This window comes from Plantactinospora endophytica (genome assembly GCF_016862915.1).
Taxonomy (GTDB): Bacteria; Actinomycetota; Actinomycetes; order Mycobacteriales; family Micromonosporaceae; genus Plantactinospora; species Plantactinospora endophytica.
In genome coordinates, this window is the sequence record NZ_BONW01000028.1 from 23365 (window position 1) to 39668 (window position 16304).

The 16304-nt window shown below is 71.7% G+C and carries 12 protein-coding genes; 8 read left to right on the plus strand and 4 right to left on the minus strand.

Annotation, left to right across the window (positions count from 1 at the left end; all coding sequences use genetic code 11):
- The first annotated feature begins 10 nt into the window (after nt 1-10).
- The 6 genes from Pen02_RS26200 to Pen02_RS26225 all read left to right on the plus strand — a co-directional run bounded on the left by Pen02_RS26200 (nt 11) and on the right by Pen02_RS26225 (nt 6533).
- Nucleotides 11-238, plus strand: a complete 228-nt coding sequence (locus Pen02_RS26200) for an MbtH family protein (protein ID WP_203868767.1) — start codon at nt 11-13, stop codon at nt 236-238.
- A gap of 142 nt (nt 239-380) precedes the next feature.
- A complete protein-coding gene (locus Pen02_RS26205; RefSeq protein ID WP_203868768.1) occupies nt 381-1538 on the plus strand; it encodes a nucleotide disphospho-sugar-binding domain-containing protein in 1158 nt (385 codons plus the stop codon).
- Nucleotides 1539-1574: 36 nt separating this feature from the next.
- Entirely contained in the window at nt 1575-2753 is a 1179-nt protein-coding gene (locus tag Pen02_RS26210) for a cytochrome P450 (protein WP_203868769.1), read from the plus strand.
- A 194-nt stretch (nt 2754-2947) separates the two neighbouring features.
- Complete coding sequence (locus Pen02_RS26215; RefSeq protein ID WP_203868770.1) at nt 2948-3175, plus strand: MbtH family protein; 228 nt, start codon at nt 2948-2950, stop codon at nt 3173-3175.
- A gap of 78 nt (nt 3176-3253) precedes the next feature.
- Complete coding sequence (locus tag Pen02_RS26220) at nt 3254-5692, plus strand: penicillin acylase family protein (protein WP_203868771.1); 2439 nt, start codon at nt 3254-3256, stop codon at nt 5690-5692.
- 34 nt (nt 5693-5726) lie between these two features.
- Nucleotides 5727-6533 carry an alpha/beta fold hydrolase gene (locus Pen02_RS26225; RefSeq protein ID WP_203868772.1) on the plus strand — a complete coding sequence of 269 codons (807 nt, stop codon included), beginning with the start codon at nt 5727-5729 and terminating at the stop codon, nt 6531-6533.
- A gap of 293 nt (nt 6534-6826) precedes the next feature.
- Here the strand turns inward: Pen02_RS26225 and Pen02_RS26230 are convergent, their stop codons facing one another.
- Genes Pen02_RS26230 through Pen02_RS26245 form a run of 4 tightly spaced genes read right to left on the minus strand, consistent with a single transcriptional unit; the run spans nt 6827 to nt 12660 of the window.
- Nucleotides 6827-9574 carry a ferritin-like domain-containing protein gene (locus Pen02_RS26230; protein ID WP_203868773.1) on the minus strand — a complete coding sequence of 916 codons (2748 nt, stop codon included), beginning with the start codon at nt 9572-9574 and terminating at the stop codon, nt 6827-6829.
- 50 nt (nt 9575-9624) lie between these two features.
- Nucleotides 9625-11004 carry a methylaspartate mutase gene (locus tag Pen02_RS26235; protein WP_203868774.1) on the minus strand — a complete coding sequence of 460 codons (1380 nt, stop codon included), beginning with the start codon at nt 11002-11004 and terminating at the stop codon, nt 9625-9627.
- Nucleotides 10997-11440 carry a cobalamin-dependent protein gene (locus tag Pen02_RS26240; protein WP_203868775.1) on the minus strand — a complete coding sequence of 148 codons (444 nt, stop codon included), beginning with the start codon at nt 11438-11440 and terminating at the stop codon, nt 10997-10999. The genes Pen02_RS26235 and Pen02_RS26240 overlap by 8 nt, the downstream gene beginning before the upstream one ends.
- Nucleotides 11437-12660, minus strand: a complete 1224-nt coding sequence (locus tag Pen02_RS26245; protein WP_203868776.1) for a cytochrome P450 — start codon at nt 12658-12660, stop codon at nt 11437-11439. The genes Pen02_RS26240 and Pen02_RS26245 overlap by 4 nt, the downstream gene beginning before the upstream one ends.
- 272 nt (nt 12661-12932) lie before the next feature.
- Between Pen02_RS26245 and Pen02_RS26250 the strand changes: the two genes are divergently transcribed.
- Nucleotides 12933-14120, plus strand: coding sequence for a nucleotide disphospho-sugar-binding domain-containing protein (locus Pen02_RS26250; protein WP_203868777.1), 1188 nt, complete (start codon nt 12933-12935; stop codon nt 14118-14120).
- A gap of 116 nt (nt 14121-14236) precedes the next feature.
- Complete coding sequence (locus Pen02_RS26255) at nt 14237-16249, plus strand: glycoside hydrolase family 95-like protein (protein WP_203868778.1); 2013 nt, start codon at nt 14237-14239, stop codon at nt 16247-16249.
- The last annotated feature ends 55 nt before the right edge of the window (nt 16250-16304 follow it).

Genomic DNA, 16304 nt, shown 5'->3' on the forward strand with positions numbered 1-16304 from the left:
AGATGAGCGCGTGAGCACCAATCCTTTCGAGGACCCGGACGGCAAATACCTGGTCCTGGTCAACGACGAGGGCCAGCACTCGCTGTGGCCGTCGTTCGTCGAGACACCGGCCGGCTGGAAGGTGGCGCTGCCCGAGACGGACCGGCAGTCGGCGCTGGACTACGTGAACGAGAACTGGACCGACATGCGGCCGAAGAGCCTGGTCGCAGCGATGGACGCGGACGTCGCGGCGTCCTGAGCCCGCGCGGGGCACGAGATCCGACAGGTCGACCGGCGCCGGTTGTCGCACCCCGACAGCCCGGCCGCCGGTCGACCCGGGCGCCGAGCACGCCTCGATCCGACACATTCCCAAGGCCCGGCGACGTTCCGGAGGTTCTCCCGTGGCGCGGTATCTGTTCGTTCCGTACCCGATGCATGGGCACGTCAATCCGATGGTTCCGGTCGCCGCCGAGCTGGTCGCCCGTGGGGAGACGGTGAACGTCGCAGTGGCGGCGCCGTTCGCCGACGTGTTCCGGGAGGTCGGCTGCGACGTCACGGAAATCGTCACCACGGTGGTGACGGACTGGCCGGAGAATCCGACGAAGGAACAGCGCCGACGCAACCGACAGGCGGCGTTGCGGATGTTCCGCGAGCGGCGTGGCGTGGTGCGTCGGCTGCGGGCGGGCTGGCCACAGTGGCGGCCGGACGTGGTGGTGTCGGACCTGGCCGCGCGGTGGGGCCAACTCGCCGCGCTGCGCGAGCGCACCCCGCTCGCGTCGTTCAGCGTGACCTACACGGTGAGCGAGGAGATGGTCGTCGGCAACCTCCGCCGGCAGCGGGGCGACCGTTACGTGCGGACGATCCGCCGGCTCGGGCTGCTGCACCAGTTCCACCCCGCGCTGCGGGACCGGGCCGAGTTGGCGCTGGTCAACGCCACCCCGCACCTGCAACCGCGCTGGGAGACGTTCGGCGACCGGTACCACTTCGTCGGGCCGTTGCTGCGGGACACCAGCGGGTACGGCGACACCGACCTGCCGTGGGAGCGGATCGAGCGGGGGCCGACGCTGTTCTTCTCGCCCGGCACCGTCTTCGGCTGCGGGCCGCAGTTCTTCCGGGCGCTGGCGGACGCCTTCGCCGACACGGAGTGGACGGTGGTGATGGCGACGGCCGCGACCGACCCGGCCGAACTCGGCGACCTGCCGCCGAACGTGATCGCCCGGCGGTACGTACCGCAGTCCGCGGTGCTGTCCCGGTCCTCGGTCTTCCTGACCCGGGCGAGCATGAACTCCGTGCTGGAGGCGGTCCGGCACGAGGTGCCGATGATCGCGGTGCCGCGCGCGTACGACCAGCGCGGGGTGGCCGCCCGGCTCCAGGAGCTGGGTGTCGCCGTGGTACTCGACCAGAAGGCGCCCGGTGCCACGTTCGTGGAGACGGCTGACCGACTGCGCTCCGATCCGGACGTGGCGTCGGCGTTGGAGCGGATGGCCGAACCGATGCGCGAGGCCGCCCCGGTGGCCGCGGCGGCGGACGCGTTGCAGAAGTTCACCCAGAATCGTTGAGCGTGGTCCGCTGCGCCACGGCTAAGGAGTTTCCCCATGGATCTCGGTGATCCCGGCCTCTACCTCGACATCGACCGGTACGCGTTCTGGGACGAGCAGATCGCCGACGGCCGGGTGGTGTGGAGCGACCCCGGAAGCTCACCCAACGGCTTCTGGTCGGTCTTCTCCTACGACGCCGTACGCCAGGTCCTCGCTCCGAACGGGCCGTTCAGCTCCGAGTACGGCATGATGATCGGCTTCGACACGACCCGGCCGGACCGGTCCGGCGGCCAGATGCTGGTGGTGACCGACGGAACGCACCACGAGCGGCTGCGCAAGCTCGCCGGCACCCTGCTGTCCCGCCGGACGGCGACCGCGCTCACCGACTTCGTCGAACAGGAGGTCAGGGACCTCCTGGTGAAGTCCCGGGAGACCGCCGAGACCGACGTCACCGTCGACCTCGGGCCGCACATCCCGGCCTCCGTGGTCTGCGAGATCATGGGCGTGCCGCCCGCCGACCGGGACCACCTGCTCACCCTGACGAACCACGCGTTCGGCGGCTCGGACGACAGTTTCTCGAAGATGACGCCCGCCGAGGCACACACCGAGATCCTGCTGTACTTCGACAGCCTGATCGAGACCCGGAAACGCCGTCCCGGCGACGACCTGGTGAGCGTCTTCCTCGCCGACCCCGAGCTGTCCGACACCGACGTGCTGATGAACTGCGACAACGTCCTGATCGGCGGGAACGAGACGACCCGGCACGCGGTGACCGCCACCTTCAACGCGCTGAGCAGCACACCGGGCGCGCTGGACGCGCTGCGCGCCGATCCCGCCCTCAACCCGCTGATGGTCGAGGAGATCATCCGGTGGTCCTCGCCGGCCATGCACGTACTGCGGGTCGCCACCGACGACGTGGTCATCAACGACCAGCCGATCCGGCGTAACGAGCCGGTCGTCGCCTGGCTGCCGGCCGCCAACCGGGACTACCGCGAGTTCGCCGACCCGCACGTCTTCCGCCCCGACCGCCGGCCCAACAAGCACCTGGCGCTCGGCCACGGCCCGCACCACTGCCTGGGCGCCGCGCTGGCCCGGATGGAACTCTCCGCGCTGCTCCGGGTCCTCGCCGACGAGGTCCGGTCGGTCGAGGTCACCGACGGGCCGATCTGGCAACGGAGCGTCCTGGTGCAGGGCTACCGCCGGCTGGCGGTCGGCTTCGAATGGCAGGACGGCTGACGGCCCGGACGCCGGCAGGACCCCGACGCGCAGACCCGGCAGGAGCCGGACGCCCGGCACATGGCAGTGCCCGTGACCTCCGCCCAGACGAGACAGACCGAGTGAAGGAGGCCGGCGATCCCGGCCGGCACCGCACCGATCACGCCCGTGACCCCCGCCCAGACCGAACAGACCGAGTGAAGGAGATGACCGCGGTGAGCACCAATCCGTTCGAGGACCCCGAGGGCAGATACCTGGTCCTGGTCAACGACGAGGGCCAGCACTCGCTGTGGCCGTCGTTCGTCGAGACACCGGCCGGCTGGAAGGTGGCGCTGCCCGAGACCGACCGGCAGTCGGCGTTGGACCACGTGAACGAGAACTGGACCGACATGCGGCCGAAGAGCCTGGTCGCCGCGATGGCGACGGACGCCACCGCGTCCTGACCACCCGACCGTCCGTACCCCGCCGGTGCGGGGCACTGTTGCCCCGACCGTCCAGCCCGACAAGGAAGGCAGGCTCCGTTGACCCGCCCAGTCCGTTCCCGCAACCGCCGCCTGGTCGCCGCCGCGACCGTGGCGCTACTGGCCGCCGCGACAGCGGCGGCGCCGTACGCCCCGGCCGGTGCCGCGGCCGGAGGAAGCGGGTTCCGCTCGGTGATCCGGTACACCGAGTACGGCATCCCGCACATCGTCGCCGCCGACTTCCGAGGCCTGGGGTACGGCTACGGTTACGCCGTCGCCAAGGACAACATCTGTGCGCTGGCCGACGGGTACCTGACCGTCGACGGGCAGCGTTCGCGGTTCCACGACAGCCGGCAGCCGATCGACTCCGGCTTCGGCCGGGCGTCGGCCACGGTCAACAGCGACCTGTACTTCCAGGACATCAAGGACCGGCAGGTGGTGGAGCGACTGGTCCGACAGCCGGCGCCGCTCGGCCCGACCCGCGAGGTCGCCGAGATGGTCCGGGGCTACGCGGCCGGCTACAACCGCTACCTGCGGGACACCGGGGTCGCCAACATCGCCGACCCGGCCTGCCGGGGCGCCGGCTGGGTACGCCCGATCACCGAGCTGGACGTCTACCGGTACGTCTACGGCTTCACCGTCAGCGCCGGCAGCGGCAGCGTGATCGACGGCCTGGTCAGCGCCCAGCCCCCGGCACCGGGCGGAACGGCCACCCCGGCCTCCGCCCCGGCGGCGGCCGGCCCGGGCAGCATCTGGGCCGGGCAGGCCCGCAACGACCTCGGCAGCAACGGCATCGCGATCGGCTCGGCCGGCACCGCCGGTGCGGCCCGCAGCGTACTGCTCGGCAACCCGCACTATCCGTGGCAGGGCATCCGCCGGTTCTGGCAGAGCCAGCTCACCATCCCGGGCCGGTTCGACGTCTCCGGCGCCGGCCTGCTCGGCTTTCCGGCCGTGATGATCGGGCACAACCGCGACGTCGCCTGGACGCACACCGTCGCCGTGCCCGCCACGTTCGGTCTCTTCGAACTTCCGGTCGACCCGACCGACCCCACCCGCTACCTGGTGGACGGCGTGGCCGAGCCGATGACCTCGCGACAGGTGACCGTGCAGGTACGGCAGGCCGACGGCAGCCTCGCTCCGGTGACCCGGACCCTCTGGTCCACCCGGCTCGGGCCGGTGCTCAGCGGCGTACCCGGCCGGCCGTTGCCGTGGGGCGCCACCGTGCACACCTTCCGGGACGCCAACGCCGGCAACCTGCGGGCGCTGAACACCTGGTTCGGCCTCGGTACGGCGCGCAGCACCGGGGACGTGGACCGGACGCTGTCCCGCACCCAGGGCATCCCGTGGCTCAACACGCTGGCCACCGACCGGGGTGGACGGGCCTACTTCGGAGACATCCAGGTGGTGCCGCACGTCACCGACGAGCACTTCGCCGCCTGCGCCACCGCGCTCGGCCGGCAGATCTTCCCGGTGAACGGCATCCCGATCCTCGACGGCGGTCGGTCGGCCTGTGCCTGGGGCACCGACGCCGACGCGGTGCAGGAAGGGCTGTTCGGCCCGGCCCGGCTGCCCCGGCTGACCCGGTCCGACTACGTCACGAACGCCAACGACAGCGCCTGGCTGACCCACCCCGACGCCCCGTTGACCGGCTTCCCGGCCGTACTCGGGCCGGCCGGCACGGCCCGCTCGGCGCGTACCCAGCAGAGCATCGTCGCGGTGCAGCGGCGGCTCGACGGCACCGACGGGCTGCCGGGCCGGGGCTTCACCGCCGACACCCTGCGCCAGGTGCTCTTCGCCGACCAGAGCCGGGTGGCCGAGTTGACCGTCGACGACGCCGTGGCGATGTGTACGTCCTTCCCGGACGGTGCCGCCGCCGGTACCGCCGGACCGGTGGACGTCTCAGCCGCCTGCCCGGTGCTGGCCGGCTGGGACCGCAGTTACTCGCTGGACAGCCGGGGTTCGCTGCTGTTCGCCCGCTTCGTGCAGCGGCTCGGCGCCACCGCGGTGCCCGGCGGCCCGTGGGCGGTACCCTTCGACGCCGCCGACCCGGTGAACACGCCGCGCGGCCTGGCCACCGGCAAGGCCGAGGTGCGGCGGGTCTTCGCCGACGCCGTCGCGGAACTCGTGGCCGCCGGCATCCCGGTCGACGCCCCGCTCGCCGACCACCAGTCGGTCACCCGTAACGGCGACCGCCTGCCGGTGCACGGTGCGCCGCACGCGCTCGGTGTGCTCAACGTGATCACCCCGACCTGGCAGGCCGGCGCCGGCAACGTCGAGGTGGTGCACGGGTCGAGCTTCGTCCAGGTCGTGGAGTTCCCGGCGGCCGGCGGCCCCCGGGCGGCGACCCTGCTGACCTACGCGCAGTCCAGCGATCCCACGTCCGCGCACTTCGCCGACCAGACGGCGCTGTTCTCGGCCGGGCGTTGGGTGCCGGCCCGGTTCTCCGAGCGGGAGATCGCGGCGTCACCCGTGCTGCGCCTGAAGACCCTGTCCGAGTGAGAGCCGGGCGAACCGCCACGGTGAGGAGAGAACGATGTCGGTAATGACCTTCGGTGACGTCCGGGTCTCGTACGAGCTGCGGGGCGCCGGTGATCCGATAATCATGATCATGGGCTCGGCAGCGGGTGGCCAGGCGTGGCACATGCACCAGGTGCCGGCCCTCGTCGACGCCGGATACCAGGTGGTGACCTTCGACAACCGGGGGATCGGCGCCAACGCCACGGCCGAGCCGTTCACCATCGACGACCTGGTCGCGGACACCGCCGGCCTGATCGAACACCTCGACCTCGGCCCGTGCCGGGTGGTCGGCACCTCGATGGGTGGCTACGTGGCGCAGGAACTCGCCCTCGCCCGGCCCGAGCTGGTGCGCCAGGCGGTGTTCATGGCCAGCCGGGCCCGCAAGGACGCGATCCGCAACGCCCTGTCCCGGGCCGAGGCGGAACTCTACGACTCCGGCATCGAGCTGCCGGTGAGCTACCGGGCGGCGGTACGGGCGATGCAGACGCTCAGCCCGCGTACCCTCGACGACGACCGGGCCGTCCGCGACTGGCTCGACCTGTTCGAGCTGTCGTCGGCGCCGGGGCCCGGCATCCGGCACCAGATGGCCCTGGAGGCGATGCCGGACCGGCGGCCCGCGTACGCGAAGATCAGCGTGCCCTGCCACGTGGTCTCGTTCGCCGACGACCTGATCACCCCGCCGACCCAGGGCCGCGACCTGGCCGACGCCATTCCCGGGGCGACCTACGAGGTGATCGCCGACGCCGGCCACTACGGCTACCTGGAGCGGCCCGAGGCGGTCAACAGCAGCCTGCTCACCTTCTTCGGCACCGCCGGCGGCTGACCAGGGCCCGTTCCCCGCACCACCCACGACGTCGACCGCGGTCGGTCGCCGGAACACCGGCGAGCCGACCGCGGTCTTCGTGGTGTCCCACCGACCGCCTCGACCGCGCCGGCAAGGGCAGCTCGATCACCACGTCGGACCGGAGCAGCGCCAGCCGGACCGCCACGGAGCTGGAGTCGGTGGCCCCGCCGTACCGCCACTACCGGTTGGACCGCGACGCGACCGGCCGGCACGACGACAAACGCCGCCCGGCCCGGGGAAAACCCCGGAGCGGGCGGCGTCGGCGGTTCTGCTCAGGTCTGCGGGGACTGGAACGCCGGCCCCAGCACCGTGGACGCGCCGTCGGCGGACGGGATGTCGAAGAGACGCTTGGCCTGGATCTGGAGCTGGCCCATCAACGCCACCGCGTTGTCCATCTCCTCCGGGTGGCCGTTGAAGACCCGGTGCAGGCTGGTCAGCATGTTCGTGTACGACTCGTCGCAGCGCAGCGACTCGCGCCGCCCGACCGAGCCGTCCGCCAGCCGGTACGAGTCGGCGTCGTCGACCACCGGGTACACGCCCTCGGGGTCGAACGGGATCTCCGGACCCTCGTACGCCCACTTGCCCCGGGAGTTCCGGATGAGCTGCCGGCCGTGCACGATCTCGGCGAACCGGTAGTAGTGGCCGAGCTCCTCGGGGTCGCCGAGGTTGTCCCCGTCGACGTCGTGCGGGCTGCCCTCGCCCTGCTCGATGATCTGGAGGATGCCGAGCAGCGCGGAGCGGCGGTCGGTGACCTGGAAGAGCGTGCCCGGGGCGTCCGGCCAGCCGACCTGCTTGGCCGGGTCACCGGTGAACAGCTTGCCGTCGTCGAACCGGATGATCGCCCTGGCGATCTGGTTGTAGTACCAGCCGATCGTCATCGGCTTGTACTCCGCCTTCGTGAAGAACTCCTCCATCTGCCGCATCGCGGTCGCGTCGGCCTGCTGCACCCGGCCGGCCTTGTCGGTCTGCACGCTGTCCTTGCCGATCACCGCGCCGTGGAACGCCTTGCCGTCCACCGTCGGGTGCTCGGGCTGCTCGATCGCCATGAACACGTCCTTGACGTGCTGGATGGAGAGCCGCCGGAGCCGCACGTTCACGTCGGGCATCACCGGGCCGGGCAGCCGGCCGGGGTACGTCGGCACCAGGCCGGGCCGGCCGATCTGCGGGGTACCGCCGATCGCGTTGAGGATGTTGCAGACCTGCGCCATGTGCTGCATCTCCTCCAGCAGCACGCCCCGGATCAGTTCACGGATGGCGTTGTTGAACCCGGGCTTGATGGAGAAGAGCGCCGCACTGTACGGCGGGATCGTCGCCTGCTCGATCAGCAGCGCCTGTTGCAGCACCGCCTTCAGCTCTTCCCGGGAGGTGATCTCCATGACGGGCGGGACCGGCTTGGTGTCCAACCATTTCACGATCATGTCTCGCTTTCCAGGTGAGAGGTCCCGAGTGACGGGCATGTGGGTCGGTGAGTCCACCGGGGCCAGCAGGGTGCGCTTGACGTACGTCTTCTGCTCCACCACATGCCGGTAGTTGCCGAGGTCGAACAGGTCCCGCATCACCGGGTAGAGGTTGGCGTACTGCTGGAAGATCGGCCAGACGTCCCGGTTCCAGGTGGGGCGTTCCGGCGCCTCGTGCTTGTTGAAGACGAGTACGGCGACCCGGGCGTCCGGCTGGTTGGGCCGCTCCGGAGTGTTCAGCAGCACCGCGCTGGTGACACCGTCGATGAAGGTCTCGGTCGGCGGCTCCTTGGCGGTCAGCTTCAGGTCGACCCGACCCCGGGCGTCGGTGGTGAGGGTGCTCGGGAACTCGATGGTGCTCGTCGGGCTAACCGGGTTCACCTTCACCTCGACCCCGGCCGCCGGCCGGCCGAACCTGGTCACGTGCACGGTGGTGGTCGCGACGTCGTACGGCCTCGCCGGATAGAGCCGGTGCACGATCTCGTCGGGGTGCAGCCAGATCCCGTCCGGGCTCTCGGCGAGCAGCACCTGCGGCGGTTCGGCCGCGTTGACCAGCGCGAGTTGCCGGTCGGCGATGCCGGCGAACTGTTCGGCGGTGAGCTGGACGGCGGTGATCCCGCCCCGGCCCTCCAGGAACGTCGAGTCGATGCCGGGCAGCGGGGCGAGCCGTCGGGGAGTGCCGTCGGGGTCGAGCACCGCCAGGCTGACCACGCCGAGGTCGGTCAGCGGGCCGCCCTTGCTGCTGGTCGGCCAACTGTTCGACAGGTCCAGGTAGACCCGCCGGGTCTGCTCCTCGGTGCGTACCGGGGCGTCCCACATCGACGTGCCGGCGACCCGGCGCAGCCGTCGGCCGGCGACGAACCGGCGCGGCTCCCCGGACCGGTACGGGCCGATGCTGCCGACCAGCCGGCCGTAGGTGTGCGACCCGCCGTTCTCGATCAGTTCGACGCTGTAGCCGTCCAGCACGAACCGGATCGACAGCATCTCCTCCTCAGCGGCGTCGCGCAGGTCGCGCAGCAGCGCGGAGGTGACGTTGTCGGCCCACTGGAGGTTCTTCAGCACTGAGGTGAACCCGGCGGCGGCGTTGGTGCCGGCAGGCTGCGGCAGTCCCGGCCCGCGTCGCCACAGGTCCTCGATCCAGGACGGCTCCAGGTCGGCCCGGAACTGCTCGGCTCCGGTGGTGTCGACGATCCGCATCCGCATGCCGTAGATGCCGGGTACGGTCTGGTCGCGCTGGTCGATGTCGACCATCTTGGCGTTGACCCGCAGGTTGTCGTCCCGGATCTGGCCGCCGACCACCGGATCGTCGCCGGGGTTCAGCAGGGTGCCGTCCGGGCGCAGCCCGCTGCGTACGGTCAGCCCGGAGAGCCGGAACGTGCCGGTGCCCTTGGGGTTGAACAGGCCGTTCTCGTCGATGACGCCTTTGTCCGTGAAGTAGGCGAGGCGCTGGAAGCGCGGCTCGAAGGCGTTGTTGTTGTAGTAGCGAAGGGCATTGTTGATGGTTGATATGTCCGCCTGGAACTGTCCGGCGAAGTTCAGGCGTGGGTACCCCAGATAGCTCACGGTACCTCCTTAATGTCGGACTCGGATGTCGGCTCGGCAGGGGTGTGCCGTCACGGCGTGCGCGCCGGGGTGCGGTCGGCGAAGTACGAGATGTCCCGGATGACCGCGGTGATCTCCCCGGGCCCCGGTCGCGGTGCCGGCGCCGATCCGGCCAGCAGCGCGGCGTGCCGCCGCCGGGTGGCGCCGGAGAACGGCAGCGCGCTGTGGTCGGCGTACCGGATCGCGCCGCCCGGGTCCCGGCGCGGGATGACCTGGTTCCGGGCGTGCACGCTGGCGCTGAACGGCACGTCGAGGCGGCCGGTGCGGAACGCGGCGCCGATGGCGGCCAGCAGGTCCTCCTCGGCCAGCACCGGTTCGACGAGTTCGGCGACCTCCTCCTCGATCCAGTGCAGTTCCTCGGCGACCCGGTCGGCGTCCAGCTCGACGAAGTCGAACATGCTGGACGCGCCGACCGCGGTGAGCCGGATCCCCTTGCCGTTGGCGTCGGCGTCGGGCAGCCCGCGCGCCTCCTGCTCGGTCTTGTTGACCACCTTGCTGGCGCCGCCCAGCCGGGCGGTCAGCGCGCCGTGCAGGATCAGCCCGGAGGCCCAGGCCGGGTCGGCCGGAAAGGCGCCCATGAACTGGTGCAGCACCGGGAACACCTCGACCCGGGGATCGAGGTAGCGGGCGGCGAGCGTCCGGACGGCCCGCAGCGCGGCGACGTCCTGGTGGATCTCCCCGCCCTGCGGGTAGGAGATCGAGATGCAGCGGACGCCCTCCCGGGCGGCGGCGACCGCCTCCAGCAGGGTGACCGCGAGACTGATCGACGGCGGTACCAGCACGGCGGTCAGGGTGCCGAACAGCTCCCGGTCCACCAGCACGCCCGCGTCGGCCAGCGCACCGCAGGCGGCGTCGACCTGCTGCCAGCTCCGCAGCGACACGTCCAGCGGCACGTCCTTGCAGTACGGCAGGTTGTAGCCGATGCCGCCGCCCTCGAACGAGGTGATCCCGGCGGCCAGCGCGGTGGCGAACAGGTCCCGGCCGTCCGGCGAGCCGTGCCGGACCTCCAGCGGCACCGGGACCGCGTCCGCCAGCTCCCGGCCGCGCTGCCAGCCGTGCGCGACCAGCGGGTACCCGTTCAGCCGGGCCGGCTCCTCGGCGAGTACCCGGGCGGCGACGTCGAACTGCCGCAGCCGGGTGTACGAGTCGATGGTGACCGACAGCACCGAGGGCGCGGAGAGGGCCAGTTCCCGCAGCAGGGCCAGCATCTCGGCGTGCCCGCCCACCCCGCAGCGCGGCTGGATCGCGGGCACGCCGGAGCGGTCGGCGGCGCGGAGCACGTCGGGCACCGTGTCGCCGGGCCGGTTCCGCAGGTACGCCACGATGTCGTCCCAGTCCGGCAGCCGGGCGGCGACCGCCGCACTGACCTCCAGCCCGGGGAACTCAGCCATGTTGCGGTGCCGGTTGGCGGGCCGCGTGCAGGGTGTCCAGCAGCGGCAGCAGCTCGGACAGCCCGGTCACGATGTGGTCGACGCCGAGCGCGGTGAGCCGGTCGAGGTCGGCCGACCGCTTGTGCGCGCCGACCGACAGGTTGCCGCCGAGCACCACCGGCCGGTCGAGCCGGCCCTGGCGGCGCAGCTCCGGCAGGTCCCGCAGGTCCGCGTACGCGTGGCCGTTGACGCTGCCGATCAGGATCGCCTCGGCGGCCGGCTCGGCGTCGAGCGCGTCCGCGAACTCGTGCAGCGGGGTGCAGACCCCGAGGTTGACGACGTGGAAGCCGTGTGCCCGCAACAGCCGGCAGATGAGCTGGTTGGCGACCGCGTGGGCGTCGCTGGCCGCCACGCCGAGGATGACGGTACGCGGCTGGTCGGTCGGGAGAGGGGTCACGGTGCTACCTCCGGGTCTCGTGGGTCGAAGTGGAGGGGGAGTCCGCGGAGGAAGCGGAAGTTGATGCTGTCCAGCCAGCCGAGTTCGCCGTCGACCCGCCAGTTGGTGGTCCGCTGCACCAGCCGGCGCATGGCGATCTCGATCTCCGTCTGGGCGAGTACCGCACCGAGGCAGTAGTGGATGCCGTGGCCGAAGGAGAGGTGGTCGGACGCCTTGCGGGTCAGGTCCAGCCGGTCCGGGTCGGGATAGCGCAGCGGGTCACGGTTGCCGGCGCCGAGCACCAGGGCCACGGACTCGCCGGCCCGGATCACCTTGCCGGCCACCTCCACGTCGGACAGGGCGATCCGGGTGGTGAACTGCACCGAACTGTCGTACCGGAGGAACTCGTGCGCGGCGTTCGCCGCGAGATCCGGCTGCCGGCGCAGCAGCTCCGCCTGGTCGGGATGCTCCAGCAGGGCGAGGGCGGCGTTGCCGATCAGGTTCGTGGTGGTTGCCTGCCCGGCGTCGATGAGCAGCAGGAAGTTCGCGAAGACCTCGTCGTCGGTGTAGTCGCCTTGGCGCAACTGCCCGGCGACCATCTGGGTGAACAGGTCGTCGCCGATCCCGGCCCGGCGCTCCTCGGCGTTCTCGTCGAAGACCTCGCGCAGCTTCGTCAGCCGGGGCATCTCGGCGTCGGACTGGGAGAAGAACTCCGGCAGCAGCCCGCGCCACTGTTCCAGCAGGTGCTCGGCGTGCGGCGGGACGCCGGCCAGCATCGCGATGACGCCCCGGGTCAGCGGCTCGGAGAAGTCGTGGATCACGTCCAGCCGGCCGGTCGGCACCACCCGGTCCAGCAGGTCGTCGGTGAGCTGCTCGATCGTCGACCGGATGTTCCGGATGAACCGCGTCGACAGGTTCGCCCGGATCAGTTTGCGCAGCCGGGTGTGCTCCGGCGGCTCGGTGAACAGCATCATCTTCTTGAGAATCGCGGCGAGTGGCGCCATCGCCCGCTGCGACTCCGCCGGGAGCTGGGCGTGGAATTCGTCGATGCGGGCGCCGGACAGCCGGTTGTCCTTCGACAACTCGGCCACCTCGGCGTGGGTCAGCACGACCCAGGTCCGCATCAGGTCGTCCCAATAAACCGGGTGTTGCTCCCGTAGCCGGGAATACAATTCGTAGGGACGCGCGATCCATTCGGACTCGAACAGGTCGAGCAGACTGTTGGCTCTCGTCACCGTCACCGCACGATCCTTCCCCCGTTGTGCCCGCAGCGGAGCGACAGCGCATGTATACCGCCCGGCCGGGGTGCTGTCTACTGTGGGTGGGCAGTTAGTATGGCATTCTCCGGACCCCGGCCCTCCTCATTCACGTACCGCTTAAGGAGGGTGACGTGGTAGATCGTCGGTGCTAGCGTGGCCGTGCCGTACCGGTGATGTGCGCCGTGGGAAATCAATTCTGCCGTCGTCTTGCCGGATGATTGCTGCGCTTGGTGGCGGACGGTCCGGGAGCTGTAATGACGCGCTATCTTTTCGTTCCCTTTCCGATGCACGGGCACGTGAATCCGATGATTCCGGTCGTCGCGGAACTCCTGGCCCGGGAATCGGTTGTCGACGTGGCGGTGGACCCGGAGTTCGCCTCCGCGTTCGCCGCCGAGGGTGCCCGGGTGCACGAGATCGAGACCCCGATTCTCGGGTCGGTGCCGGCGAGCCTCGGCCGGCGCGACCGCGCGGCGCGGCGTCGGGTCAACGCGGGCATCCGGAAACGGCGGGCCCGGCTCGTCGACGAATTCGTCGGGCGCTGGCCGGACTGGCGACCCGACGTGGTGGTGACCGACCTCTACGCGGAGTGGGGCGGTGCCGCAGCCCGGCGTACCCGGACTCCGTTGGCCTCCTTCACCGGCACGTTCGCGATGAACCGGCGGATGGGGATCGACGGCATCCGCCGGTCCGCCGGCCCGCTCGTCGCGGCGTTGCTGATCGGTACCGGGCTGATCCGGATCGTCCATCCGGCGATGCGGGACCGCGCCGCGCTCGCCCTGGTGAACACGACCGACGAGTTGCAGCCGGACCGGGCCAGCTTCGACGACGACCGGTACCGTTTCGTCGGGCCGCTGCTGCGGGCCGACGAGGCGCATCCCGACGTCGACCTGCCCTGGGACCGGCTCGCCGCCGGCCCGGTCATCTACGTCTCCTCCGGCACCGTCTACCAGCGCGGCACCGACTTCTACCGGCAGGTCGCCGAGGCGTTCCGGGACACCGAGTGGACGGTGGTGATGGCCACCGCCCGCACCGATCCCGCCGAACTCGGCGACCTGCCGCCCAACGTGCACGCCCGGCAGTACGTGCCGCAGCACGCCGTGCTGCGGCACAGCGACGTCTTCCTGACCCATGCCGGGATGAACTCGGTGCTCGACGCGGTGCGGTGCGGCGTGCCGATGCTGACCGCGCCCTTCTCGCTGGACCAGAAGGGCACCGCCGCGCACCTGGAGGAACTCGGCGTCGGCTTCGTGCTCGGCCGGACGGTACCGCTCGACGGGATCCTCGACGCCGCCCGCCGGCTCGCCGGAGACGACGAGATCAAGGCGAAGCTGGCCCGGCTGGCCGCGCCGATGGCCACCGCCGACCCGCCCGGTGCCCGGGCCGCGGACGCCCTGGCGGAGTTCGCCGCTGCCCGACGGCCGCACGCCGCAGCCCGCACCTGAACCGCGACGCCGTACGCCGGCTGCGGCGGCACTGGCCGTGGTCGCGGACGCCCTGCAGAAGTTCCATCAGAATCGCTGACCGGGGACGGCCGGCGGGGCCGTGAGGAGACTATTTGATGTCAGGTATTGAGAGACGCCAGTTCCTTCGTGGGCTGGCCGTCGCCGGGTTCGCCGCCGCCGGTGGCGCCCGGCTCTTCGACAGTGGCCCGGCGTGGGCGTCCAGCGGCGCGGCGGCGGATCCGCACGAGACCGTGGTGCGGGACGCCACGATGCTCTGGACCCGCCCGCCGACCGGTTGGTGGAACGCGCCGTTCCTCGGCGACGGATCACTGACCGCCCAGGTGTACGCCGCCGCGCGGGGCACCGGGTTGACCTTCGCGATCGGCGCGGCGGGAACGGCCTGGCACACGCCGACGGCCCGGTTCACCCTGCCGCTGGCCGGTACCCTCACCGGGGCGCGCTGGCAACTCGACCCGTGGAACGCGGAACTGACCGGCACGGTCAGCACCACCCGAGGCAGCCTGAAGTTCACCGTCGCGGTGCCGCGCGGCAGCGGTGTGCTGCTGGCCGGGTTCACTCCCGGCGGCGGTGAGCGGGCGGCCGGCCGGCTGACCGGCGCCACGGACGAGCTGGGCTGGCGCGACCGGTGGACCGGCAGCCGTCGCTGGGTGGCGATCGGCGATCCCGCGACCGGGGTCCGCGAGTTGCTGGCCAAGGATCCGGAGCAGGTGCTCGCCGCCCACCGCCGGTGGTGGCACGACCACTACTCGGGCAGCTTCGTCTCGGTACCCGACAAGACGTTGCAGCGGTTCCACTGGTTGCAGGTCTACGCGGCGGCCAGTACCGCGCGCAGCGACCCGGCCGGTGGCCTGGACACCCCGAGCACGCTCGCCTCGACCAACCACCTCGAACTGCACCCGGCGGCTGCCGCGGCGGCCGGCGGCGACTGGCCGCAGAGCTTCGACCACCTGGTGTTCGCCACGCCGGGGGCGGGGCTGAAGTCCGGGGACGCGGAGAACCCGGTGCTCGCCTGGAACCTTCCGGAGGTCTGGGACAGCTACCGGTACGGCGGCGACGCGCGGATCCTGAGCGGGGTGCTCCAGCCGATGCTGCGCAGCGCCGTCGGCTACTACGCCAACTTCCTGCTGGAGGGTGCGGACGGTCGGCTGCACCTGCCGTCCACCTACTCGCCCGGTTACGGGGACGTCGAGGACAGCACCCACGACCTCTCGCTGCTGCGCTGGGCCGCCGGCCGGCTGGTGGAGTCGGCCCGGCCCGGCGATCCGGCGTACGCCGAACTCGACCGGTGGCGCGGGCTGCTCGACCGGCTGGTGCCGTACCACACCGACGAGACCGGTGTGCTGCTCGGCGCGGGTGTCCGGCTGACGATCTCGCAGGCCCAGCCCGCACACCTGCTCTGGATGCATCCGCTGGGGGAGAAGGCGTGGCGGCGCGACGGTGACCGGGACCTGATGCGGCGCAGTCTGGACCACTGGTCCGGGATGCCGGAGGCGTGGACCGGCCGGTCGTACCTCTCGGCCGCGACGATGGCGGTCGGGGTGCGGGCGCCGGAGCTGGCGCTGCGGCACCTCGGACAGGTCGTTGCGGGCGGCGAGCACGCCGGTTCGCGGCTGGGCTCCAGCACGCTCTACCGGGACGGCCGGGTGCCGCAGCCGGGTGCGTCGTTCGAGGCGGCCCAGGTGATGATGCGGATGCTGGTCTCCGGCGACGACGACAACGTGGTCGAGGTCTTCCCGGGCCTGCCGGGCGCCTGGCGGGACGCCTCGATCGGCGGGCTGCGTGCGCCGGGCGCGTTCGTGCTGGACGCGTCGCGCAGCGACGGCCGCACCGACTGGATCCGGGTACGCAGCGAGGCCGGCCGCCCGCTGCTGTTGCAGCACGGGATCGCCGGTGCGGTCGAGGTGCGGGACGAGTCGGGTCGGCTGCTTCCGGCCGAGCAGGCCGGGCCGGGAGTGCTCCGGCTCCAGCCGGCGGCGGGCGCGACGGTCGAGGTACGCGCCAGCGGCCCGGTTCGGCAGTCGGGCCTGCGGGACGTGCCGGCGCTGGGTACCGGCCGGCAGTGGGGGTACACCGGGGCCGCCCAGGACGAGCTGCCCGCCGTGCGCTGACCGTCGACGGTTGCCCGACGGCGCCGGCCCCGCAGGGGGCCGGCGCCGTCGTCGT